Origin of the sequence: Lentilactobacillus sp. SPB1-3, assembly GCF_026913205.2 — a bacterium.
In the GTDB taxonomy this organism is placed as follows: Bacteria; Bacillota; Bacilli; order Lactobacillales; family Lactobacillaceae; genus Lentilactobacillus; species Lentilactobacillus terminaliae.
This window is the reverse complement of sequence record NZ_CP168151.1, coordinates 526237-550770: the sequence shown is the minus strand read 5'-3', so window position 1 is coordinate 550770 and position 24534 is coordinate 526237. Positions and strand designations below refer to the sequence as shown.

Here is a 24534-nt window from a genome sequence, read left to right as displayed (position 1 = left end):
ATGATAAAAATTTGTATTAAATAATAACCGCTTTTTCAACAATGTCTAGTAGACGGAAACGCTTTGTCTTAGATAATGGACGAGTTTCCATAATACGTACAACATCATTAACCTTTGCTTCATTGTTTTCATCATGAGCAGTGTATTTCTTAGAATACTTAACGCGCTTACCGTATACAGGGTGAGTCTTGTATGTTTCAACAACGACAGTAATAGTCTTATCACTCTTAGCAGAAACTACTCGTCCTTGGTATACCTTACGTTGGTTGCGTTCTTCAGCCATTAAACAGTTACCTCCTTTATCGTATTCTACTTGTTAAGTTCTTGTTGACGAAGTGCTGTCTTGATACGAGCAATGTTCTTACGAACTTGCTTTAGACGAGCAGTGTTTTCAAGTTGACCAGTGGCCAATTGGAAACGAAGATTGAATAATTCGTCTTTGTAATCTTGTTCTTTTTCGATCATTTGAGCAGTGGTTAATTCATTAATTTCTTTAGCCTTCATTGGATTCGCCACCTACTTCCTCACGTTTTAAAATCTTAGTTCTAACGGGAAGTTTCATTGATGCAAGTCTTAATGCTTCGTTAGCGACTTCTTCAGTAACGCCACCGACTTCAAAAAGTACCTTGCCCCGCTTTACAGGTGCAACCCATCCAGCAGGTGTACCTTTACCATTACCCATTCGAACTCCGACACCCTTTTCGGTATATGACTTGTGAGGGAAAATCTTAATCCAAACTTTTCCACCACGCTTCATATAACGAGTCATTGCTATACGAGCGGCTTCGATTTGTCTGTTTGTGATCCATTTTGAATCCAAAGCTTGCAAACCGTAATCGCCGAAGCTTACTTGCTTACCACCTTTGGCTTGCCCACGGAGCTTACCACGATGTTCACGACGATGCTTAACACGTTTTGGTACTAACATGTTTATTTCCCTCCTTTGTCATCATTCTCGTTGTTCTTTTTTGCAGGAAGAATTTCACCACGGTAGATCCAAGTTTTAACTCCGATTGAACCGTATGTTGTGTGAGCTTCTACCCATGCATAGTCAATGTCAGCTCTAAGTGTATGCAAAGGAACTGTACCATCTGAGTAAGTTTCGATACGAGCCATGTCGGCACCGTTCAAACGACCAGCTGATTGAGTCTTAATACCTTTTGCACCAGAACGCATTGTTCTTTGCATTGCTTGACGCATTGCACGACGGAAAGCCACACGACCTTCAAGTTGACGAGCAATGTTTTCACCAACTAATTTAGCATCTAAATCAGGTTTCTTGATTTCGATGATGTTGATGTGAACTCTCTTGCCTGTTAGGCTGTTAAGTTCTTTACGAAGGTTTTCAACTTCTGAACCACCCTTACCAATAACCATTCCTGGTTTGGCAGTATGGATAGAAACGTTAACCCGGTTTGCAGCACGTTCAATTTCAACAGTTGAAACTGATGCACTAGCAAGACGCTTTTCAATAAATTTACGGATTTGTAGGTCTTCACGCAAGTATGCTGCATATTCTTTATCAGCGTACCATTTAGCTTCCCAGTCGCGAATAACACCTACTCGGAATCCATTAGGATTAATTTTTTGTCCCACGTGTTATCCCTCCTCTTTTTCTGAAACTACGATCGTAATGTGACTAGTACGTTTGTTGATTGGTGAAGCAGATCCTTTGGCACGAGGACGGAAACGCTTAAGCGTAGGTCCTTCGTTGACAAAGACTTCACTTACATACAAGTTGTCACTGTCTAAATCAAAATTGTTTTCTGCATTAGCAACGGCAGACTTTAAAACTTTTGCTACTACTGGTGAAGCTCCACGAGGTGTGAAGTCCAAGATAGCTGCTGCTTCAGCAACATTCTTGCCTCTAATAAGATCAACTACAAGGCGGACCTTACGAGCGGCAATACGAACAGTTTTAGCAGTTGCTTGTGCTGATGTAACTTGTTCAGCCATTAGTTATCCTCCTTGCTTTACTTAGTTTTCTTATCGTCACCACTGTGACCATGGAAAGTACGTGTTGGAACAAACTCACCGAGTTTATGACCAACCATGTCTTCTTGAACATACACTGGGACATGTTTACGTCCATCATAAACTGCGAATGTATATCCAATAAAACTTGGGAAAATCGTTGAACGACGAGACCAAGTCTTAATTACAGACTTCTTTTCTTGGTCCTTCTGAGCATCAACCTTCTTAAGTAGGTGCTCGTCAGCGAATGGTCCCTTTTTTAAGCTACGACTCATTTTGTGACCTCCTCTGTTGACATGCATTAAATGCTAATTATTACATCTTCGATCCTTTACGACGACGAACGATAAATTTATCTGAACGTGCCTTCTTAGAACGAGTCTTCTTACCAACTGTCTTCTTACCCCATGGTGATAATGGTGATGGAAGACCAACTGGAGCTTTACCTTCACCACCACCATGAGGGTGATCGTTAGGGTTCATTACAGATCCACGAACGTGTGGACGTTGGCCCTTGTAACGAGTACGTCCAGCTTTACCAACATTAACAAGTTCATGTTCTTCATTACCAACTGCACCAATTGTGGCACGGTTAACAGAAAGAATCATACGAACTTCACCTGATGATAATCTAACAAGAACGTATTTACCGTCACGACCTAATAATTGAGCTGATGTACCAGCAGAACGAACAAGTTGTCCACCCTTACCAGGCTTAAGCTCGATGTTATGAATAATTGAACCAACTGGAATGTTAGTAAGTGGCAATGTGTTACCAGTCTTAATATCTGCATTAGGACCTGATTCAACTTTGTCTCCTACCTTCAAGCCTTTAGGTGCGATGATGTATGCTTTGATACCATCTTCATACACGATAAGGGCAATGTTAGCAGTTCTGTTTGGATCATATTCAATAGCTTTTACAGTAGCTGTAATATCATCTTTATTACGTTTGAAATCAATAATACGATATTGATTCTTATTTCCGCCACCACGGTGACGAACAGTCATATGACCATAGTTGTTACGGCCAGCAGTCTTGCTCTTTGATTCAAGCAATGACTTTTCAGGTTTTGACTTAGTGATATCACTGTAGTCAAGACTAGTCATGTTACGTCTACCATTACTGGTTGGCTTGTATGTCTTAATACCCAAGATGTTTCCCTCCTATATTAAGTATTTTTTATTCTTCACCGAATAATTGAATTTCTTTTGAATCGTCAGTTAACTTAACGATTGCTTTACGACGCTTTTTAGTGAATCCAACGTATCTACCTTGGCGTTTTTCCTTACCTTTAACATTCATAATGTTAACTTTAGTAACCTTAACATCAAAAATATCTTCGATAGCTTTTTTCACTTGGGTCTTAGTTGCTCGTACATCAACGTCGAAAGTGTACTTTTTGTCATCCATCTTACTTGTTGATTCTTCGGTAATAACGGGACGTAAAATAATATCACGTGATTCCATTATGCGAGCACCTCCTCTACTTGAGAAAGGGCAGCTTTTGTAATAACGACTTTGTCGCTGTTAGCAACATCAAGTACGTTAACTCCCTTTGCAGGAACGACTTTAACGTTTTTAAGATTGCGAGCAGATAACAATGCTTTTTCGTTGTCGTCTTCCAAAACTACCAATGTCTTAGTTGCAACTTCCAACTTGTTTAACATTTCAGCGAATTCCTTTGTCTTTGGTGCATCAAATGCAAGAGCATCAAGAACTAAGAATTTGTCATCTGCAACTTTTGCAGATAATACTGACTTCAATGCCAAACGAGTTACTTTACGTGGTAAATGGTATGCGTATGAACGTGGAGTAGGTCCAAAGACAATTCCACCGCCACGCCATTGTGGTGAACGAATTGATCCTTGACGAGCTCTACCAGTACCTTTTTGACGCCATGGCTTCTTACCACCACCGCGAACGGCTGAACGGTTCTTAACAGCGTGAGTTCCTTGGCGCATTGAAGCACGTTGCATTAAGATTGTATCAAAAACTACGTTTTCGTTTGGTTCAATACCAAAGATAGCGTCGTTTAATGAAACATTACCGTTCTTACTTCCATCTTGTTTATATAATGCTACATCAGTCATTTATGGTTGCCTCCCTTCAATTATTTTGTACCGCGGGCAGCGGTCTTAATTGTAATGTATGACTTGTTTGCTCCAGGTACGTTACCTTTGATCAAGATCACATTGTTGTCTACATCAGTGCGAACAACTTCAAGGTTTTGAATAGTAACAGTCTTGTTACCCATTCTACCTGGAAGTTTCATACCTGGTGCAACACGGTTAATGATTGGTCCTAATGAACCTGGACGACGGTGATAACGAGAACCATGAGTTTCAGGTCCACGACGTTGACCATCTTTATGAACGTTACCTTGGTATCCATGACCCTTAGTAATACCAGTTACATCAACGATGTCTCCTGGTTCAAAGATGTCAGCCTTAACTTCACCTGATAATTCGTAATCTCCTAGCTCAACATCTCTGATTTCTTTCATGAAGCGCTTAGGAGTAGTTTTTGCCTTCTTTGCATGACCTTCTGCTGGATTGTTTGCAAGCACAGCGCGTTTGTCTGCATAACCCAATTGAATAGCATCGTAACCGTCAGTTTCGGCAGTCTTAACTTGCATAACAACGTTAGGACTAACTTCAACAACTGTAACGGGAACTAATTCACCATTGTCTGTGAATACTTGGGTCATTCCAACTTTCTTTCCTAAGATTCCTTTTTTGGTCATGAGTACACCTCCAATTTAAATATAATTTTTATAGCTTAATTTCAATATCCACACCACTAGGTAAGTCAAGCTTCATTAATGAGTCAACTGTCTTTGGTGTTGGATTTGTAATATCGATTAAACGCTTATGCGTCAAGATTTCAAATTGTTCACGAGCATCTTTAAACTTATGTGGTGAACTTAAAACAGTATAGATAGTACGTTCTGTTGGCAATGGAATTGGACCTGAAATTGTAGCTCCAGTTCTTTCTGCCGTAGCAACGATCTTTTCTGCTGATTGATCTAAAATACGATGTTCATATGCCTTTAAGCGAATACGAATCTTTTGTTTTGCCATTGTGTTCCCTCCTTCGTCTATTTTAAAAATATGACTAACTCCGTGAAAATTACCGCCGCATCCATGGCAAAGCATCCGGGTGTGTCGCAACCTTTCACATCAAAGCTATCATGTATCATTTTTTGAGCATAGTAACCCGTTAAAAACAATTACTTGAATAGTGTACAAGAAAACCTGCCTTCTGACAAGGCTTATTATTGATAAAATACAATTTGTAATATTTTTGTCATCGCAAATAAAAAACGATGGGCACAAAGCCCATCGTTTTAGAAAAATTAATCTTCTGAAGATGCGTTTCCGCCATTCTTCTTGATGATTTCTTCTTGAATGCTCTTAGGAACTGCTTCGTAATGATCAAATGTCATAGTAAATGTACCACGACCTTGTGATGCAGAACGTAAAGTAGTTGCATAACCAAACATTTCTGAAAGAGGAACAAAAGCATGAATTTCTTCTGAACCAGCAACAGCTTCCATACCTTCAACACGACCACGACGTGCAGTAATTTGACCCATGATATCACCCATGTACTCTTCTGGTACACGAACTTCAACCTTCATGATTGGTTCAAGAATAACTGGAGCAGCTTTCTTAGCAGCTTCACGCAATGCGATTGAAGCAGCAACCTTAAAGGCAGCTTCACTAGAATCGACATCATGGTAACTACCATCATACAATTTGGCTTTCAAGTCTACCAATGGATATCCGGCAAGAACACCATTGTTCATAGCTTCTCTCAAACCTTGTTCAACTGAAGGAATGTATTCACGAGGAACAACACCACCAACGATGGCATCTTCGAACTCGAATCCTTTTCCTTCTTCGTTAGGTGAGAATTCAACCCAAACATCACCATATTGACCTTTACCACCAGATTGACGAACAAACTTACCTTGAGCTTGAACATCCTTAGTGAAGGCTTCACGATAAGAAACTTGTGGAGCACCGATAGTAGCTTCAACGTTAAATTCACGTTTCATACGGTCAACGATGATATCCAAATGAAGTTCACCCATTCCGGCGATAATAGTTTCACCAGTTTCAGGGTTAGTTTCAGCATGGAATGAAGGATCTTCTTCAGCAAGCTTTTGAAGAGCAACATCCATCTTATCTTGGTCAGCCTTTGACTTAGGTTCAACGGCTACCTGGATAACTGGGTCAGGGAATTCCATTGATTCCAAGTGAAGTGGATGATCTGGATCAGTTAAAGAATCACCAGTAGTGGTATTCTTCAAACCAATGGCAGCGGCAATATCACCTGAGAATACTTCAGGAATTTCTTGACGTTGGTTTGAATGCATTTGTAGCAAACGACCAACACGTTCACGTTTGTCCTTAGTTGAGTTAAGAACATATGATCCTGATTCAAGAGTACCTTGATATACACGGATAAATGTTAAACGACCAACGAAAGGATCAGTAGCAACCTTAAATGCTAAGGCAGCGAATGGTTTGTCGTCACCGGCAACCAATTCAACTGTTTCATCAGTTGTAGGATCAGTAGCGTTGTATGGCTTAACATCTAATGGTGATGGCAAGTAATCAACAACTGCATCAAGCATCATTTGAACACCCTTGTTCTTAAATGCTGAACCAGCAAGAACTGGGAACAATTCCAAGCTTAAAGTACCCTTACGGATAGCAGCTTTAATTTCATCTTCTGAAATTTCCTTACCATCCAAGTACTTTTCCATAATGTCATCGTCAATGTCAGCTAATTGTTCTAACATTTGTGCACGACGCTTTTCAGCTTCTTCTTTGTATTCATCAGGAATATCAACAGTATCCCATTCTGAACCAAGTTCGTCTTCGTCGTAGATATCAGCCTTCATTTCAACAAGGTCAATAACTCCTTCAAAGTCATCTTCAGCACCGATAGGCATTTGAATTGCCAAAGCGTTAGCTTGTAAACGGTCACGAAGTGATTGAACAGAAAAGTCAAAGTCAGCACCCATCTTGTCCATCTTGTTTGCAAAAACAATTCTTGGAACACTGTAATCTGATGCTTGACGCCAAACAGTTTCAGTTTGAGGTTCGACACCAGCTTGTGCATCAAGAACAGCTACGGCACCATCAAGAACACGAAGTGAACGTTCAACTTCAATAGTGAAGTCCACGTGTCCTGGGGTATCAATAATGTTGATACGGTGGTCTTTCCATGCAGCAGTTGTTGCGGCAGATGTAATAGTGATACCACGTTCTTGTTCTTGGTCCATCCAGTCCATTTGTGAAGCACCGTCATGGGTTTCACCAATTTTGTGAATTTTACCGGTATAGTACAAGATGCGTTCAGTAGTTGTTGTTTTACCAGCATCGATATGCGCCATGATACCGATGTTACGAGTTCTTTCTAGCGGAAACTCTCGTTTGTTTGCCATTGTGTAACTCCTTTCGAAAATCGTGCGTATTTACAGGAAAAACGGCCTAGCGACCGCCGTCCTAAAAAATATTAGCAATGGTATGTGATTATTACCAACGGTAATGTGCGAATGCACGGTTGGCTTCAGCCATCTTATGAGTATCTTCACGTTTCTTAACAGCTGCACCAGTATTGTTAGCAGCATCCATGATTTCACGTGCAAGACGTTCAGTCATAGTATGTTCGCCACGAAGACGAGCATAGTTAACGATCCAACGAAGACCAAGTGTAGTACGACGATCTGGACGAACTTCGATTGGAACTTGGTAGTTTGATCCACCAACACGACGTGCCTTAACTTCAAGTACAGGCATAACGTTCTTCATAGCTTCTTCAAACACTTCAACTGGTTCGTTACCAGTTTCTTCTTTAATCATATCGAACGCTGCATATAGAATCTTTGCAGAAGTTCCTCGCTTACCGTCTAACATCATACGGTTAATCAAGCGAGTAACCAATTTAGAGTTGTACATTGGATCTGGAAGTACTTCTCTCTTTTGAACATTTCCTTTTCTAGGCATTTCGTTATCCTCCTATTAATAGATAGAACTTAATTTGAATTAATCGAATAGATATTATTCTTTAGGCTTCTTTGTACCGTATTTAGAACGACTCTTACGACGATCTGTAACACCGGCAGTATCGAGGGCACCACGAATAACGTGATAACGAACACCAGGTAAATCTTTAACACGGCCTCCACGAATAAGAACAACACTATGTTCTTGCAAGTTGTGTCCAATACCTGGAATATAAGCAGTAACTTCGATCAAGTTTGATAGACGAACACGAGCATACTTACGTAAAGCAGAGTTAGGCTTCTTTGGTGTCATAGTACCGACACGGGTAGCAACCCCACGCTTTTGAGGAGCAGGTACGTTAACTTGCTTCTTCTTGTAAGAGTTATAAGCATAGTTTAAAGCTGGTGCATCTGATTTAGAACTTCTAGATTTACGTCCTTTACGAACCAATTGGTTAATTGTAGGCATCTAAAAAGTCTCCTTTCACAAATATCATTTATAGTATAGTCCACACATCCAGGCGGTTCTTTTTTATGTAAAAAAGAATGTGTACCGCCCAACACTTTTTGCCAGAACAGTCAGCATGTCTGATCAATTCAGAAACCTGTTACAAAAAGCACCTTGTATAATTTATCATGTGGATTGATTTATGTCAATATAGAATACATTTTTGTTTTCTTCCGTAATTAACTAACGGAGGGACTTTACATGAATGTTTTTTACTTAATAATTTTATTTATGCTGGGCAGTTCATCAGCATCTTTTTTATCTGTAGTTACCGTTCGGAGTCATCGTAGTGAATCAATAATTTATCCCAAATCTCACTGTGACAACTGTAAAAACTACTTGGAATTTATAGAGTTGATTCCGATATTCAGTTACATCTTTTTAAAAGGTAAATGTAAACATTGTCATGAATTGATAGATCGGACAAGTTTTATTTCAGAGATTTTTCTAGGTTGTTTATTTGTGATTGCAGCATTTCAGCCCTCCCCGCTCGATGAAATAGTAATAGGCATAAACATGTTATATCTCAGTTTAGATGATTTAGAGGATACGCAGGTCAGTCGTTGTTTCTTAATATTTTTTAGTGTGATTTGCATCATCCTTGGACACCCTAGGCTTCTATATCTCGTAATAACCATTGTACTAACACTTGTTTTACTGCTAATAAATCATCAAGAAAAGTCCATCGGCAATGCCGATATAGAATTTTGTGGTGCCTTAGTTATATTAATTGGAGTCAATTCCACCATTATCGTGGTTTTTATAGCATGCGTCATGGCTTTATTTTACCTTCTAATCCATAACAATTATCAAATGAAGCTGGCTTTCATACCTTTTCTAGCATTCGCTTACTGGATCAGTCATCTATTCCATTGTTTCATAAAATAAAAACCAAACAAAAAAGGTATCGAGATTAACTCGATACCTTTTTTAAGAAGCACTTTATAAATTACTTACCTTGTTCTTCGGCTTTCATTTTTTCTTCAAGTTCACTGATTGAATAAACACCATCAGTTGATGAATCACCAGTTTCTTCAGGTTTAATACCACGGTAATCTCCCATACCAGTTCCGGCAGGAATTAGCTTACCAATGATAACATTTTCTTTAAGTCCAACAAGTGGATCATTCTTACCACGAATAGCAGCATCAGTAAGAACTCTAGTTGTTTCCTGGAATGAAGCAGCTGACAAGAAACTATTAGTTTCAAGAGCGGCCTTAGTAATACCAAGAAGAACAGGTCTAGCAGTAGCTGGAACTGCACCAGAAATAACTGCATCTGCGTTGCTTTCCTTAAAGTCATTAATGTCCATCAAAGTACCAGGAAGAACGTCAGTATCACCAGGATCCATGATTCTAACCTTACGAAGCATCTGTCTAACCATGATTTCCACATGCTTATCAGAAACTTCCACACCTTGTTTACGGTAGACATTTTGAACTTCATGGAGCAAGTAGTTTTCAGTAGAAAGAACGTCCCGAACTTTAAGAAGTTCCTTAGGATCAATTGAACCTTCATTAAGTGCTGCACCACGGTGAATGTAATCACCTTCGGCCACTCTCATTCGAGCAGTCATAGGAACAGTGTAAGTTCTGGTATCAGATTCACCCTTAATAGTAATCTCTTTAGTTCTTTCGGCAGGATTTTCTTCAATTGACTCAACTGTACCAGTAACTTCAGTAATCTCTGCTTTACCTTTAGGGTTACGAGCTTCAACAATTTCTTGAACTCGAGGAAGTCCTTGGGTAATATCAGCGTTACCAGCAACACCACCGGTATGGAAGTTACGCATGGTTAATTGAGTACCAGGTTCACCGATTGATTGAGCAGCAACAGTACCAACTGCTTCACCAACTTCAACCTCGTCACCAGTAGCCATGTTACGACCATAACATTTCTCACAGACACCATGAACAGTGTTACAAGTAAATGCAGAACGAATAGTAACTTCTTTGATTCCAGCATCGACAATTGCTTGTCCCATTGCTTCATCAATCATCACACCAGCAGGAACGATTACATCGCCTGTCTTAGGGTTCTTAACAGACTTCAATGCATAACGACCAACGATTCGGTCATACAATGATTCAATTAATTCGTTACCATCAGTAATTTCACTGATAGTAAGACCACGATCGGTACCACAGTCTTTTTCACGAACAATAACGTCTTGAGCCACATCAACTAGACGACGAGTCAAGTAACCAGAGTTGGCAGTCTTAAGGGCCGTATCAGTCATACCTTTACGAGCACCATGGGTAGAAATGAACATTTCCAAAACAGAAAGTCCCTCACGGAAGTTCGCAGTGATAGGTAATTCCATGATTTCACCATTAGGAGCAGCCATCAATCCACGCATTCCGGCAAGCTGAGTAAAGTTAGAAACGTTACCACGAGCTCCAGAATCACTCATCATATAGATAGGGTTTTGTGGATCGAAGTTCTTCATAAGACGGTCTTGAATGTCATCCTTAGCATCATTCCAGATACCAATTACTCGTTCATAACGTTCTTGGTCAGTAATCAATCCACGACGGAATTGTTTAGTAACCATGCCAACCTTCTTATGTGCGTCATCAATGATTTCTTGCTTGTCGGGAAGTTCAGTAACATCCACGATTCCGACAGTAAGACCTGATTTAGTAGAGTCATCGTAACCTAAGTCCTTCATTCTATCAAGAAGAAGTGAAGTTTCGGTAACTTTGTATTGCTTGTAAACTTCAGCGATAACATCACTTAGGAAGCCCTTCTTAAATGGAAGAACTATTTCAGCATCCTTAAGATGCTCATGAATATCTTCGCCTGGTTCCAAGAAATACTTGTCATCAATGTAACCACTGATATTAGTATCAGTTGGTTCATTCAAGTATGGGAAACCTTCTGGCAAGATTTGGTTAAATAAAATCTTACCAACAGATGTAACCATAATCTTATCTTTTTGATCATCAGTAAATGGCTTGTTAGGGTAAGCAGCAACTTTGATACCAACTCTAGTATGCCAATGAACTAATCCATTTCTGAATGCTAAATCAGCTTCAGCAGGAGAATTAAAGATCATTCCCTCACCAATCTTGTTAACTTCTTCCATCGTAAGATAGTAGTTACCGATAACCATATCTTGTGAAGGAACAACCACTGGTTTTCCATCATTAGGAGCAAGGATGTGGCCAGCAGCAAGCATTAACAAGCGAGATTCAGCTTGAGCTTCATCAGATAAAGGAACGTGAATGGCCATTTGGTCACCATCAAAATCGGCATTATAAGCTTCACACACAAGTGGATGCAAACGCATTGCTTTACCAGATACTAGAACTGGTTCGAATGCTTGAATACCTAAACGGTGAAGTGTAGGGGCCCGGTTTAATAGAACTGGATGTTCTTTAATAACGTCCTCTAAGACACTAAATACATCGTCATCTTGACGTTCGATCTTTCGCTTGGCATTTTTAATGTTAGAAGCTAAATTACGACCAACCAACTCTTTCATAATGAAAGGTTTGAATAATTCCATAGCCATAGGCACTGGAAGACCCATTTGGTTCATCTTCAAGTTAGGTCCAACATCAATAACTGAACGACCTGAATAGTCAACACGCTTACCAAGTAAGTTTTGACGGAAACGTCCTTGCTTACCTTTAAGCATGTGTGAAAGTGACTTAAGTGGACGGTTACCAGGACCAGCAACTGGACGGCCACGACGACCATTATCAATCAAAGCATCAACGGCTTCTTGTAACATCCGCTTTTCGTTTTGAACGATAATTCCAGGAGCATTAAGATCAAGTAATCTCTTAAGACGGTTGTTACGGTTAATAACTCGACGATATAAATCGTTCAAGTCAGAAGTAGCAAACCGACCACCTTCAAGTTGAACCATTGGACGTAAGTCAGGCGGAATAACTGGTACTGTATCCATTACCATCCATGAAAGATCGTTATTTGAATTAACGAAAGCTTCCAAGATGTCCAAACGTCTTACAGCACGAGTTCGTTTCTGACCGGTTGCATCTTTAAGTTCTTCTTTAAGTTCTTCAACTTCTTTTTTAACATCAACATTCTTCAATAATGTCTTAATTGCTTCGGCACCAATTTGAGCCTCGAAACGAGGACCATACTCTTGCTTCTTATCGCGGTATTCACGTTCTGAAAGCAATTGTTTGTTTTCCATTGGTGTGTTACCTGAGTCAGTAACAACGTATGAAGCAAAGTAAATAATTTCTTCAAGGGCACGAGGGCTCATATCAAGTACAAGTCCCATTCGGCTAGGAATTCCTTTGAAGTACCAAATGTGAGTTACTGGTGCAGCTAATTCGATATGACCCATTCGTTCACGACGAACTTTTGAACGAGTCACTTCAACACCACATCGGTCACAGACAATTCCCTTGTAACGAATACGCTTGTACTTACCACAAGCACATTCCCAGTCCTTGGTAGGTCCAAAAATTCTTTCATCAAAAAGCCCATCTTTTTCAGGCTTTAAAGTCCGATAGTTGATTGTTTCTGGCTTCTTAACTTCACCATATGACCAACTACGGATCTTATCAGGAGATGCTAGACCAATCTGCATACTTTCGAATTTGTTAACATCGACCACTAGTTCAACCTCCCATTACTGTTCGTTGTTCGTTTGCGTAGATTCAGTTTGTGATGCTGGCTTGGCAGCAGCTTCTTGTTGAGCTTTTTGCTCAGCCATCTTGCTAATTGCGTCAACATTTAAAACGTCGTCTTCTTCGTCTAAGTCACGAAGTTCAATTTCTTTCTTGCTACTATCAAGCACTTTCATATCAAGTCCAAGTGATTGAAGTTCTTTAACAAGAACTCGGAATGATTCAGGAACACCTGGCTTAGGAATTGGTTCGCCTTTAACGATTGCTTCGTAAGTCTTTACACGTCCAGTAACATCATCAGACTTGTAAGTTAAGATTTCTTGCAATGTGTAAGCAGCACCATAAGCTTCAAGTGCCCAAACTTCCATTTCACCGAAACGCTGTCCACCAAATTGTGCTTTACCACCAAGTGGTTGTTGAGTAACTAATGAGTAAGGTCCAATTGAACGTGCATGAATTTTATCATCAACCATGTGGGCAAGTTTCATGTAATGCATAACCCCTACGGCGATTCGTTTGTCGAATGGTTCACCAGTTCGACCATCATAAACAATTGTCTTACCATCGCTAGCCATACCAGCTTCTTTAACAGCGTCCCAAATATCACTATCACGGGCACCATCAAAAACAGGTGTAGCAATGTGGATGCCTAATTTCTTAGCAGCCATTCCTAAATGGATTTCCAACACTTGACCAATGTTCATACGTGAAGGCACACCCATGGGACTAAGCATGATGTCAATTGGTGTTCCATCTGGTAAGTAAGGCATATCCTCTTCAGGGATAACTACTGAAACAGTACCCTTGTTACCATGACGACCGGCCATCTTGTCACCAACTTGAAGTTTACGTTTTTGAGCGATGTAAACACGAATCATCTTGTTAACACCAGGTGACAATTCATCACCATTTTCTCTAGTAAACACTTTAACGTCTTGAACTGTACCGCCACCACCATGAGGAACTCTCAATGATGTGTCACGAACTTCACGTGATTTTTCACCAAAGATGGCATGTAGCAATCTTTCTTCAGCTGATAATTCTGTAACTCCCTTAGGTGTTACCTTACCAACCAAGATGTCACCATCATGAACTTCGGCACCAATCATAACAGTACCGTTTTCATCAAGGTTCTTAAGAGCATCTTCACCAACGTTTGGCAATTCGCGAGTCATTTCTTCAGGTCCTAATTTAGTATCCCGAGTTTCTGATTCGTATTCTTCAATATGAATAGAAGTATAAACATCGTCCTTAACCAATCGCTCGTTAATAGCGATGGCATCTTCGAAGTTATATCCTTGCCAAGTCATGAAGGCAACAACTGGGTTTTGGCCAAGAGCAAGCTCTCCGCCTTCCATTGATGGACCATCAGCTAAGATTTCGTCAGCATCAACTTTGTCGCCAACCTTAACGATTGGACGTTGGTTGTAGTTCTTACCACCGTTTGAACGATGGAATTTCATTAATTTGTAATTATCTAAGGTACCGTCTTCGCGACGAACTCGGATTTCACGAGAATCAACGTATTCAACAGTTCCATCATACTTACAGATCAATGCAACCCCAGAATCATGGGCAGCTTTATATTCGATACCAGTACCGATCAATGGTGCATGAGGATCAACCAAAGGAACGGCCTGTCGTTGCATGTTAGCACCCATCAAGGCACGGTTAGAATCATCGTTTTCCAAGAAAGGAATACATGCAGTGGCAACGGCAACTACTTGCTTTGGTGAAACATCCATGTAGTCAATGTTATCGATGTTGGTTTCGATATTGTTTGATTGTGAACGAGCCATAACAACATCATTTACGAATGAACCATCGTCATTCAATGGTGAGTTAGCCTGAGCGATTACAAAGTTATCTTCTTCATCAGCAGTTAAATAGTCAATTCGGTCAGTAACCTTATGAGTAGTCCAGTCAACACGTCGGTATGGAGTTTCAATAAAACCATAGCGGTTGATTCGAGCATAACTAGATAAACTGTTAATCAAACCGATGTTAGGTCCTTCAGGTGTTTCGATAGGACACATACGGCCATAGTGGGTATAGTGAACGTCACGAACTTCATATCCGGCACGATCACGGGTCAAACCACCAGGTCCAAGGGCTGATAAACGACGTTTATGAGTCAATTCACCCAGTGGGTTAGTTTGATCCATGAATTGAGAAAGTTGTGATGAACCAAAGAATTCTTTAATTGAAGCCACAACTGGTCGAATGTTGATCAATTGTTGTGGAGTAACAGTTGCAGAATCTTGAATTGACATTCTTTCACGAACAACACGTTCCATTCTTGAAAGACCAATTCTAAATTGGTTTTGTAATAATTCACCAACTGAACGAATTCTACGATTACCCAAGTGATCGATATCGTCTGTTGAACCAATACCTTCTTGTAAGTTAAAGAAGTAGTTCATTGAGGCGATAATGTCAGCAGGAGTAATGTGTTTGAAGTCGAGGCTGATATTGTCATTACCAATAACTGGAACAACTCTTTCAGGATCGTTTTCAGATTGAACCTTAATGATTTGAACAGTCATTGGTTCAGTAACTACAGCTTCTTCAGAAGGGTTGAATGTGTAAGCCTTGAAATCTTTATTATCAAGGTAAGGAGTTAAGTCCTTCATTACATCTTTAGTAATTAAAGTTCCCTTTTGTGCAATAACTTCACCAGTATCTGGGTCAGCTAATGTTTCAGCAAGAGTAAGACCTAATAAACGAGTCTTCAAACTTAGTTTCTTATTAGTTTTGTAACGACCTACTGGTGCCATGTCGTAACGCTTTGGATCAAAGAAACGGGCAGTTAACAAACTTCTTGATGAGTCAGCAGTCTTAGGTTCACCTGGCCGTAAACGCTCGTATATGTCCTTTAATGACTCTTCAACACGTGAATCGTCAGTATCTTTATGAACATCTTTTTCAAGAGTAAGTTCCAGGCTATCGTTATCACCAAAGATCTCATTGATTTCTGAATCTGCTCCGAAACCTAAGGCACGTACTAATTCTGTTAACGGAATCTTACGAGTCCGGTCGATTCGTACATAAGAAACGCCCTTTGCATCAGTTTCAAATTCCAACCATGCACCACGGTTAGGGATGATAGTTGTACCGAAGGAAACCTTACCGTTCTTATCGTTTTCTTCGTGGTAGTAAACTCCAGGAGAACGAACTAATTGTGAAACAATAACTCGTTCTGCACCATTAATGATAAAAGTACCTTGATTAGTCATTAATGGGAAGTCTCCAAAGAACACATCCTGAGTCTTGATTTCGCCAGTTTCGTGGTTAGTCAATTTCAAAGTAATGTGTAATGGAGCTGAATAGTTGGCCTCATGTTCGCGAGCCTCATCAACGGTATATTTTGGTTCCAAAAGTTGATAATCAACAAACTCTAAGGATAACTTTCCTTGGAAATCGTCAATTGGCATAATGCCGTCAAATGTTTCCCTTAATCCGTCATCCAAAAACCAATTATATGAATCGCTTTGGATTTCAATCAGATTAGGTAAATCAAGCACTTCTTTAATTCGTGCATAACTTCGACGGGTGCGGTGTTTTCCATATTTAACTAAATGTCCTGCCAAGTTTTTCACCTCTCACAAAAATTCCCGAATCGAAATGTTACAGTTTGATTACATTTTGCTGTTTTGAGCAAAATCTCCGGATTTTAAGCAAAAAAAATCCAAAAACAAGCTACGACTTGCTTTTGGTTTTTATGCAGGTCAACCCGGACAATAGATCGCGCTGACCATTTCGATTCACAACAAATACAACAATTAATATAACAACTTATTTAATCAATGTCAATAATTTGCCTGCCTCGAAAAATATTCTACTTTTTACCTTTAACTAAATCTTTTCGTTCTGGTTTCTTTACTGAAATTGTAATTTGATCATTTCGACCACCAACAGTAACTGAATCTCCAGGAACAATTTCTTTAGCTAATAATTTAGCACTCAAACTATCCTCGAGTTGAGTTTGGATAGCTCTTCTAATTGGTCGAGCACCATACTCAGGATCATAACCATTTTTGGCAATGATATTAATAGCAGTCTTTGTGACCTTAATATCGATTCCCTGCTCATGAATCCGATTAACAACTGGCTTAGTCATTAATGTAACAATCTTAGCAAGTTCATCCTTAGTTAATGAATGGAAGATAACTGTTTCGTCAATTCGATTCAAAAACTCAGGTCTGAAGTTTTGCTTAAGGGCTTCTTGGATAGTTGACTTCATTGCCTCGTAATCTTCGGTTGCTTCATCAGCACCGAAACCAACAGTCTTCTTGTCGCGAAGAGTTGTTGCACCTAGGTTAGAAGTCATAATGATAACTGTATTTCTAAAGTCGATCTTACGACCCTTTGAATCTGATAAATAGCCATCATCGAGCACTTGTAATAACAAGTTAAATACATCTGGATGCGCCTTTTCAACTTCATCAAATAGGACAACGGAATATGGTTTTTGACGAACCTTTTCAGTCAATTGACCACCCTCGTCATAGCCAACATATCCTGGTGCAGAACCGATCAAACGACTAGTTGAATACTTCTCCATGAATTCACTCATATCCACCCGGATGATATCGTCTTCGGAGCCAAAGACAGCTTCAGCAACCGCCTTAGCCAATTCCGTTTTACCGACACCAGTAGGTCCAAGGAACATAAATGAGCCGATTGGACGATTAGGATCCTTCAAGCCACTGCGGGCACGTCTGATTGAACGTGACACCGCTGAAACTGCTTCTTCTTGGCCAATAACTCGTTTATGCAATACACTTTCCAAGTTAACTAATCGATCCGCTTCAGTTTGGGTCATTTGAGTGACTGGAATTCCAGTCCATTCAGAAACAACATCAGCGACATCATCTGCAGTTTCCTTAGCCTTGTAATTATGGTCTTCATTGGCATCTGAACTTTGAGCTAACTTAGTTTCCAAGTCGTTAACTTGTTTTCTAAGTTTAGCGGCTGCTTCATAGTCCTGAGACAACAAAGCTTCATTTAATTCACTATATAGTTCTGAAACTTTTTGATGATCAGTTTTGACCTTGCCAGTCTCCAGCTTGTCAATTCTAACCTTGGCTGCTGCTTCATCCATTAAATCAATAGCTTTGTCAGGTAAGAATCGATCAGAGATGTACCGATTAGAAAGTGATACAGCTGCTTCCAAGGCACCATCAGTGATTTCAACTTGGTGGTGAGCTTCGTATTTAGGACGTAATCCCTTGATAATTTCCAAAGTTTCATCAGCAGTTGGTTCGTTGACGTTAACTTTAGCGAAACGACGTTCCAATGCTGAATCTGATTCAATATACTTTTGATACTCATCAAGCGTCGTGGCACCGATCAATTGTAGTTCACCACGCGCCAAGGCAGGTTTCAAAATATTAGATGCATCGATAGCACCTTCAGCACCACCAGCACCAATCAATGTGTGCAATTCATCGATGAATAAAATAATTTGTCCATCTTGATAAATTTCTTCAATAACTTTCTTTAAACGATCTTCAAACTCACCACGGTACTTAGTTCCAGCCACTAAAGAACCCATGTCTAACATCATCAATCGTTTGTCTGTCATATCAGACGGCACTTCACCATTGACAATTTTTTGAGCAAGTCCTTCAGCAATCGCAGTTTTACCAACTCCTGGTTCACCGATCAACACTGGATTATTTTTGGTTCTACGGGCAAGAATTTGAATAACTCGCTTAACTTCTAAATCTCTACCAATTGTAGGATCTAGCTTGTCTTCACGTGCTAATTCAGTTAAATCACGTGCTAATGAATCAATGGTAGGTGTCGCAGAACCATCTTGTTTATTAGAAGATTGCCCATTTTGACGACGATTATTTTTATTGTTAGGAGACATCGAATTACCACTTACTCCCATTTTACGTAAAGTTACTTTTCTAATTTGCGCTAAATCTAATCCCAGATTAGTCAGAATTCTTGAAGAAAGTGCTTCTTCATCTGTCAACAATGCTAGTAAGATATGTTCAGTTCCAACCTTCGGAACGCCATTTCTTTTTGCAAAATCACCGGCCTGAGCCAGAACCTCTTTGGCCTTCGGAGAGTACGGTAAATAATCATTCGAATCAAGATTCTTTAAAGTACCATATCCAGCAAATCGTTCTACTTCTTCAGCAATATCTTCAGATGTCACTGAAAACTGAGAAAGTGCCTTGTAAGCAATCCCATTTGTTTCCATTAACAATCCTAATAGCAAGTGTTCCGTTCCAATTGCTTGGTGTTTGAAACGCTTTGCCTGCTGTTGAGCTATAGAAAGAACGTTCTTTGCGCTTGGTGTGAATAAATTATCCATAAATACCCTCGCTTTCTAGCGGTCATACTTGAGCCGATTTAAAATAGAAATCATTATATTGGCTCGAAGTATATCCGTTAATTCACTATTGTTCAAGTCAATTGCACTCTTATCGATCGCAGAGAGGATTATAGTTGCCTCTTTACGATTGATTAATTCATTATTATATAACGTGGAAACGATCGTTTCACTATCTCTTTTAGAGATTCCGTTGCCAATTGCGTTAATTAATGAATCTAAAATATCAATGTCATCTAGCAGATTAACCTTTTCGATTCGAATGTAACCCCCACCGCCACGTTTACTCTCAACGATATAACCATTTTGAATAGTAAATCGTGTATTAATCACATAGTTTATTTGTGAAGGTACAACGTCAAATAAACCGGCGATTTCCGAGCGACGAATCTTTACAGTCTCATTTTCCGCTAGAATCTTTTTCAAATACTTCTCAATCAAATCTGAAATGTTTTCGTCAGCCATATAATCACCCAATCTTTGACTAATACTGACTATTATTATACAAACTCAGATTCAAATTGCAATTAATATCTCTCAAACTAAAAAATCGGGAAAACAAGATTTGAACTTGCGACCCCTACGTCCCGAACGTAGTGCTCTACCAAGCTGAGCTACTTCCCGTAAACTAAAAATATTTAATCACTACCTATTGTAGTAGCACAATCATATATCTCTAATTTAAGCAAAAAAGGAAACAGGACACAAGGCTTAAAGCCTCATGTCCTGTTCGTATTAACAACCATCAAGATCAATTCAATCTGTTCAGGTTGACTTATGCACTATCGGGAAGACAGGATTCGAACCTGCGACCCCCTGGTCCCAAACCAGGTGCTCTACCAAGCTGAGCTACTTCCCGAAATATACCTAAAAAACGGTATAAAAAATGCACCCAGTAGGAGTCGAACCTACAACCTTCTGATTCGTAGTCAGACACTCTATCCAGTTGCGCTATGGGTGCAAAATAAATATATAAATGTAAGTTGCTACCGTCGAAGGACGGAAGCGGAAGACGGGATTCGAACCCGCGACCCCCACCATGGCAAGGTGATGTTCTACCACTGAACTACTTCCGCAAAATGCCGACTAGACGATTCGAACGCCCGACCTCTTCATTACTAGTGAAGCGCTCTAACCAACTGAGCTAAGTCGGCATAAAAAATGGAACAACTGCGGGCGAAGGGATTCGAACCCCCACGTCAATAGACACTAGAACCTAAATCTAGCGCGTCTGCCAGTTCCGCCACGCCCGCATACTTCGAAAAACCGGCAATGAGCCGTGGCAGTCTCGAACTGCCGACCCTCTGATTAAAAGTCAGATGCTCTACCAACTGAGCTAACGGCTCATATGGAGGATACAGGGATCGAACCTGTGACCTCCTGCTTGTAAGGCAGATGCTCTCCCAGCTGAGCTAATCCTCCATGATACGTTTTAAAAATGGATGATAGAGACATCTCATCAACGCAACTATTAAATTATATCATCGCTTGTAAACAGCGTCAATAACTAATTTAAAACAATTTATCAAGTCGCGATTCCAATTTTTCGACAAGAATTATTATAGCGTATCCTGCTAGTTAAGGAAAGCCTTTTTTTAATTTTTTTGATTTTTTATTCACTCTTTGATGCTTCGGCACCGTTTAAAAACCTCCCTAGACATACAAAAAGCGCCGATCAACAACGGATAACCCCTTATTGATCAACGCTTTAGCATACTTTAATTTTGCTTTTCAATTTTTGTTTTTCCATGCATGTAAGGAACTAAGACATCTGGTACTGTGACAGTTCCGTCAGCATTTTGATAGTTTTCCAAAATAGCGGCAACTGCGCGTCCTACTGCAAGTCCAGATCCATTCAAAGTGTGAATAAATTGAAGTTTGCCGTCTTCATCTCGATATTGGATGTGTGCACGACGAGCTTGGAAATCCGTTGTATTTGAACAACTAGAGATTTCACGGTAACGATTTTGGGCTGGGAACCAAACTTCCAAATCATTAGTTTTGGCAGCAGTGAAACTCATATCACTAGTTGTGAGCGTGATTACGTGATATGCCAAGCCTAATTTTTGAAGTAACGATTCTGCTTGATGAGTTAAATCTTCAAGAGCATCCCATGATTGTTCTGGTTTCGTGAACTTGACCATTTCTACCTTATTGAATTGATGAAGTCTGATCAATCCTCTAGTGTCTTTACCAGCACTACCAGCTTCAGAACGGAATGCTGGTGACAATGCAGTTAATGACATAGGAAGTTTATCAGCAGGTAAAACTTCTTCTCGATGGTAATTAACCAATGGAACTTCAGCGGTTGGAATAAGTGTGTACTCACGATCACCATCCATAGTTTCGTAACCAGATTTATTTTCCTTAAACTTTGGAAATTGACCTGTACCAAACATTGCATCTTCACCAACCATGTATGGTGTTAGCATTTCTTGGTATCCAGCCTTGGTATTTTCATCAAGGAAGAAATTATAAACGGCACGTTCAAGTAAAGCACCATCACCAACATAGTATACAAATCGACTACCAGAAACCTTAGCTGCGCGTTCGAAATCTAAAATGCCGAGATCTTCACCAATTTCAAAATGTTCTTTTGGCACAAAATCATAGCTAGGAATTTCGCCAACTTTTCTAAGTTCCACAGAACCTTCTTCAGTCAAACTAACTGGAACATCATCAGCAGGCACGTTAGGTAAGTGCGCAATCAAATCATTTTGATCAGCTTCGATTTGACGAAGTTGTTCATCGAGGCCCTTGATTTCAGCCCCAACTTCTTTCATGTCATTAATAGCAGATGAAGCATCTTCTTTATTTCTCTTAAGTTGAGAAATTTGTTCTGATACTTCATTTCGTTTAGCTTTGAGTGATTCTGACTGAACGATCAACTCTCTACGTTTGGCATCATAAGTTAATAACTCATCAATCTTTTCTGGTTTGATGTTTCTGGTTGCCAACTTATCTTTAAAAAATTGTGGATCTTTTCTAATCAACTTAATATCTAACATATTATATCCATCCCTCCGAAAGTATAAAAAAGGACCCCTCGTCATTGGGACGAAGGATCCTTTTCGCGGTGCCACCCATGTTTTTAGTCCATATTAAGACTAAACACTCTAAGTATGGTAACGGTATACAACCGTGCAGCATTACCTGCCCGTTTACTCGTACTGGAATTTTCGATGACAATTCTCACCAACCATTGTCTCTCTGAAATCTACTTAAAGGTACGAAACGTTTTTATTGACTAAAGTATAACCAATCAAAGACTAGACTGCAATCATTAAATGGCTAATTCATTGATTTTATCATCGATCAAACTAATAACTTGTTTACGATCGCTTTCACTTTCGACAAAGTCGTAACGATCACCATCAATTTGAATTTTTGGTGATTTATCATAGCTATCATACCAACTAGAATATCTAGAATTCAAATCTTTATAGTATTCAAACAAGCTAGGATCAGTATCGATTTGTTCGTATGGACGGCCACGTTTCTTGATTCTTTCAAGCATGGTGTCAAACGAAATGTTGATATGAATCAATAAATCAGGATTTTTAGAATGCTCTGAACTAGGCATTTCTTGCATCATATTTTGAAGCAACGAATCATAAATTTGTACTTCAGTATCAGTTGAACGACCCAAGTCTGCATTCAAATGAAATAGTAATGAATCTTCGAAAATCGAACGATCCATTACACTTTGACCGACCTTCCAAGCCTGTTTAATGTCATCCATACGACGATTTAAGAAATCGATTTGAAGTAGGAATGCATACTTCTTAGGATTCTCATAAAACAGTGGCAAGATTTTATTATTATCAACAGACTCGTAATAAGCAGGTGTGCTGAGATGATCTGACAACATTTGTGTCAGAGATGTCTTCCCTGCTCCGATGGTTCCAGCTAATACTAGCATTATTAGTACCCCTCATTTGATATTATTAATTAACACTATATATTGTACTATCTTCAAATGTGGTTATCAATATCTAGTAGTAACTTATTTTAAGCCCTCAGATTCAACTATCTCAAGATTGTCTTTGCCACCATATACTTCATACCAAGGGATAGCTGTTTCGTTAAGAATCGAAGTTAATCCCGTAATGTTTTTAGTTCCTTGATCCTTAAGCCATTCAATCAAGGCATCTGAACCCTCTTTAACAAAGATCTCAATTCCGTCGATCCAAGTTGCCCGACCACTTAAAACACCAGAGAACGGTACGTTAGCTTTGCCAGCAAGCTTGAGCTCTCTTTGGAATGTTGCCATTGGGACACCAGCACTCAAGAAAATAAATGGTCTGGTGGCAGCCTCACCCATAGTTTTTAAATATTCTTGGGCTTCAGTTTCAGCATAAGCTGCTTCAGTTAGGTCTGAATTCCATTCCTTAACGTACTTCGGATTGAACGGAACTTCCATTTTTAAAACGTCAATGTGGTACTTATCTTGTGTAAATTCTTTGATAGATTTGATAACCAACTCAGGCTTGATCTTAGCGAATTCTAGTGAGTCTGGTGCAAATCTGTCATCATAAGTAACCACTTCAAAGAACGTTGGTACTTCGGCAGCCATAGCTTCAGTGCCATACCGTTCAGCAAATGCTCGCTTAGCGTCATTGACTTCATCAGGATCATTAGGATTGTAATATACCAACACCTTAAGAGCATCGGCACCTTTTTCAATCATAATCTGAGCCGATTGTTCTGGTATCAAAGCTGGTTGGCGACCTGGAGTGTCTGCATCATAGCCAGTTTTTTCATAAGACATGATTAAACCAGTATCAGCTGACTTGGTTTGAATACCCTTAAAGCCCATCTGTTCATCCAAGAGAATTGCCGAACTCAAAGGACTTAGATATTTCGAAACTATCTCCTTAAAATCATAGACCATGTCCATGGACCATGTTTTGCCTGCTTCTTCAGCGGCCTTTTGTGTTGCCTTAACTAGTGATCCTCGTTGATCAATTGCCAGAGCATCAATTACCCCATTATCGTTGGTAAGTTTCAACATGCGATCGTACTTACCTTTTGAAATATACTTTTTCATATACATCCCCGCTTTCATTA

At 39.7% G+C, this 24534-nt stretch carries 22 protein-coding genes, 8 tRNA genes and 1 other annotated feature; of the genes, 1 reads left to right on the top strand and 29 read right to left on the bottom strand.

The window, feature by feature from the left end:
* Positions 1 to 16: 16 nt before the first annotated feature.
* From rpsQ to rpsL, 14 genes are all read right to left on the bottom strand, one after another.
* Positions 17 to 283: a 30S ribosomal protein S17 gene (gene rpsQ, locus O0236_RS02665; protein ID WP_268912626.1), complete on the bottom strand. Its 267-nt coding sequence runs from the start codon at positions 281 to 283 to the stop codon at positions 17 to 19.
* 26 nt (positions 284 to 309) lie between these two features.
* Positions 310 to 504, bottom strand: a complete 195-nt coding sequence (gene rpmC, locus O0236_RS02660; RefSeq protein WP_125008324.1) for a 50S ribosomal protein L29 — start codon at positions 502 to 504, stop codon at positions 310 to 312.
* Positions 494 to 928 carry a 50S ribosomal protein L16 gene (rplP, locus tag O0236_RS02655; RefSeq protein ID WP_125008325.1) on the bottom strand — a complete coding sequence of 145 codons (435 nt, stop codon included), beginning with the start codon at positions 926 to 928 and terminating at the stop codon, positions 494 to 496. The genes rpmC and rplP overlap by 11 nt, the downstream gene beginning before the upstream one ends.
* Positions 929 to 930: 2 nt before the next feature.
* Positions 931 to 1596 carry a 30S ribosomal protein S3 gene (gene rpsC / locus O0236_RS02650; RefSeq protein ID WP_268912625.1) on the bottom strand — a complete coding sequence of 222 codons (666 nt, stop codon included), beginning with the start codon at positions 1594 to 1596 and terminating at the stop codon, positions 931 to 933.
* Positions 1597 to 1599: 3 nt separating this feature from the next.
* Positions 1600 to 1956 carry a 50S ribosomal protein L22 gene (gene rplV / locus O0236_RS02645; RefSeq protein WP_125008326.1) on the bottom strand — a complete coding sequence of 119 codons (357 nt, stop codon included), beginning with the start codon at positions 1954 to 1956 and terminating at the stop codon, positions 1600 to 1602.
* A gap of 17 nt (positions 1957 to 1973) precedes the next feature.
* Positions 1974 to 2249: a 30S ribosomal protein S19 gene (gene rpsS / locus O0236_RS02640; protein ID WP_268912624.1), complete on the bottom strand. Its 276-nt coding sequence runs from the start codon at positions 2247 to 2249 to the stop codon at positions 1974 to 1976.
* A gap of 40 nt (positions 2250 to 2289) precedes the next feature.
* A complete protein-coding gene (rplB, locus tag O0236_RS02635) occupies positions 2290 to 3129 on the bottom strand; it encodes a 50S ribosomal protein L2 (RefSeq protein ID WP_268912623.1) in 840 nt (279 codons plus the stop codon).
* 28 nt (positions 3130 to 3157) lie between these two features.
* Positions 3158 to 3445, bottom strand: a complete 288-nt coding sequence (rplW, locus tag O0236_RS02630; RefSeq protein WP_125008328.1) for a 50S ribosomal protein L23 — start codon at positions 3443 to 3445, stop codon at positions 3158 to 3160.
* Positions 3445 to 4068 carry a 50S ribosomal protein L4 gene (gene rplD, locus O0236_RS02625; protein WP_268912622.1) on the bottom strand — a complete coding sequence of 208 codons (624 nt, stop codon included), beginning with the start codon at positions 4066 to 4068 and terminating at the stop codon, positions 3445 to 3447. The genes rplW and rplD overlap by 1 nt, the downstream gene beginning before the upstream one ends.
* Before the next feature lie 20 nt (positions 4069 to 4088).
* The gene (gene rplC / locus O0236_RS02620) at positions 4089 to 4721 is read right to left on the bottom strand and encodes a 50S ribosomal protein L3 (RefSeq protein ID WP_268912621.1); all 633 of its coding nucleotides are present in this window, start codon (positions 4719 to 4721) and stop codon (positions 4089 to 4091) included.
* Positions 4722 to 4749: 28 nt separating this feature from the next.
* A complete protein-coding gene (gene rpsJ, locus O0236_RS02615) occupies positions 4750 to 5058 on the bottom strand; it encodes a 30S ribosomal protein S10 (RefSeq protein ID WP_035168163.1) in 309 nt (102 codons plus the stop codon).
* A 275-nt stretch (positions 5059 to 5333) separates the two neighbouring features.
* Positions 5334 to 7436, bottom strand: coding sequence for an elongation factor G (gene fusA, locus O0236_RS02610; RefSeq protein WP_268912620.1), 2103 nt, complete (start codon positions 7434 to 7436; stop codon positions 5334 to 5336).
* Positions 7437 to 7527: 91 nt separating this feature from the next.
* A complete protein-coding gene (rpsG, locus tag O0236_RS02605) occupies positions 7528 to 7998 on the bottom strand; it encodes a 30S ribosomal protein S7 (protein WP_268912619.1) in 471 nt (156 codons plus the stop codon).
* Positions 7999 to 8052: 54 nt separating this feature from the next.
* Positions 8053 to 8466, bottom strand: a complete 414-nt coding sequence (rpsL, locus tag O0236_RS02600) for a 30S ribosomal protein S12 (RefSeq protein ID WP_125008333.1) — start codon at positions 8464 to 8466, stop codon at positions 8053 to 8055.
* Positions 8467 to 8706: 240 nt separating this feature from the next.
* Here rpsL and O0236_RS02595 point away from each other — a divergent pair, with 240 nt between their 5' ends.
* Positions 8707 to 9393 carry a prepilin peptidase gene (locus O0236_RS02595; RefSeq protein WP_372791597.1) on the top strand — a complete coding sequence of 229 codons (687 nt, stop codon included), beginning with the start codon at positions 8707 to 8709 and terminating at the stop codon, positions 9391 to 9393.
* 61 nt (positions 9394 to 9454) lie between these two features.
* Here the strand turns inward: O0236_RS02595 and rpoC are convergent, their stop codons facing one another.
* From rpoC to O0236_RS02520, 15 genes are all read right to left on the bottom strand, one after another.
* A complete protein-coding gene (gene rpoC, locus O0236_RS02590) occupies positions 9455 to 13102 on the bottom strand; it encodes a DNA-directed RNA polymerase subunit beta' (RefSeq protein ID WP_268912618.1) in 3648 nt (1215 codons plus the stop codon).
* 15 nt (positions 13103 to 13117) lie between these two features.
* Positions 13118 to 16714: a DNA-directed RNA polymerase subunit beta gene (locus tag O0236_RS02585; protein WP_268912617.1), complete on the bottom strand. Its 3597-nt coding sequence runs from the start codon at positions 16712 to 16714 to the stop codon at positions 13118 to 13120.
* Positions 16715 to 16953: 239 nt separating this feature from the next.
* Positions 16954 to 19446, bottom strand: a complete 2493-nt coding sequence (locus O0236_RS02580) for an ATP-dependent Clp protease ATP-binding subunit (protein ID WP_268912616.1) — start codon at positions 19444 to 19446, stop codon at positions 16954 to 16956.
* A gap of 15 nt (positions 19447 to 19461) precedes the next feature.
* On the bottom strand, positions 19462 to 19929 hold the full coding sequence (locus O0236_RS02575) for a CtsR family transcriptional regulator (protein ID WP_268912615.1): 468 nt from the start codon (positions 19927 to 19929) through the stop codon (positions 19462 to 19464).
* An 85-nt stretch (positions 19930 to 20014) separates the two neighbouring features.
* Positions 20015 to 20088 (bottom strand) — tRNA-Pro (locus O0236_RS02570).
* Positions 20089 to 20249: 161 nt separating this feature from the next.
* Positions 20250 to 20323: transfer RNA gene (locus O0236_RS02565), tRNA-Pro, on the bottom strand.
* A gap of 28 nt (positions 20324 to 20351) precedes the next feature.
* Positions 20352 to 20425, bottom strand: a tRNA-Arg gene (locus tag O0236_RS02560).
* A gap of 43 nt (positions 20426 to 20468) precedes the next feature.
* Positions 20469 to 20540 (bottom strand) — tRNA-Gly (locus O0236_RS02555).
* Between the two features lie 4 nt (positions 20541 to 20544).
* A tRNA-Thr gene (locus O0236_RS02550) sits at positions 20545 to 20618 on the bottom strand.
* Between the two features lie 17 nt (positions 20619 to 20635).
* Positions 20636 to 20717: transfer RNA gene (locus tag O0236_RS02545), tRNA-Leu, on the bottom strand.
* Positions 20718 to 20737: 20 nt separating this feature from the next.
* Positions 20738 to 20810: transfer RNA gene (locus O0236_RS02540), tRNA-Lys, on the bottom strand.
* 3 nt (positions 20811 to 20813) lie between these two features.
* Positions 20814 to 20886 (bottom strand) — tRNA-Val (locus O0236_RS02535).
* A gap of 296 nt (positions 20887 to 21182) precedes the next feature.
* The gene (serS, locus tag O0236_RS02530) at positions 21183 to 22472 is read right to left on the bottom strand and encodes a serine--tRNA ligase (protein WP_268912614.1); all 1290 of its coding nucleotides are present in this window, start codon (positions 22470 to 22472) and stop codon (positions 21183 to 21185) included.
* 42 nt (positions 22473 to 22514) lie between these two features.
* Positions 22515 to 22708: a binding site (T-box leader), on the bottom strand.
* A 39-nt stretch (positions 22709 to 22747) separates the two neighbouring features.
* On the bottom strand, positions 22748 to 23386 hold the full coding sequence (locus O0236_RS02525; protein ID WP_268912613.1) for a deoxynucleoside kinase: 639 nt from the start codon (positions 23384 to 23386) through the stop codon (positions 22748 to 22750).
* 84 nt (positions 23387 to 23470) lie between these two features.
* Positions 23471 to 24514 carry a tagatose 1,6-diphosphate aldolase gene (locus O0236_RS02520; RefSeq protein ID WP_268912612.1) on the bottom strand — a complete coding sequence of 348 codons (1044 nt, stop codon included), beginning with the start codon at positions 24512 to 24514 and terminating at the stop codon, positions 23471 to 23473.
* Positions 24515 to 24534 lie beyond the last annotated feature (20 nt).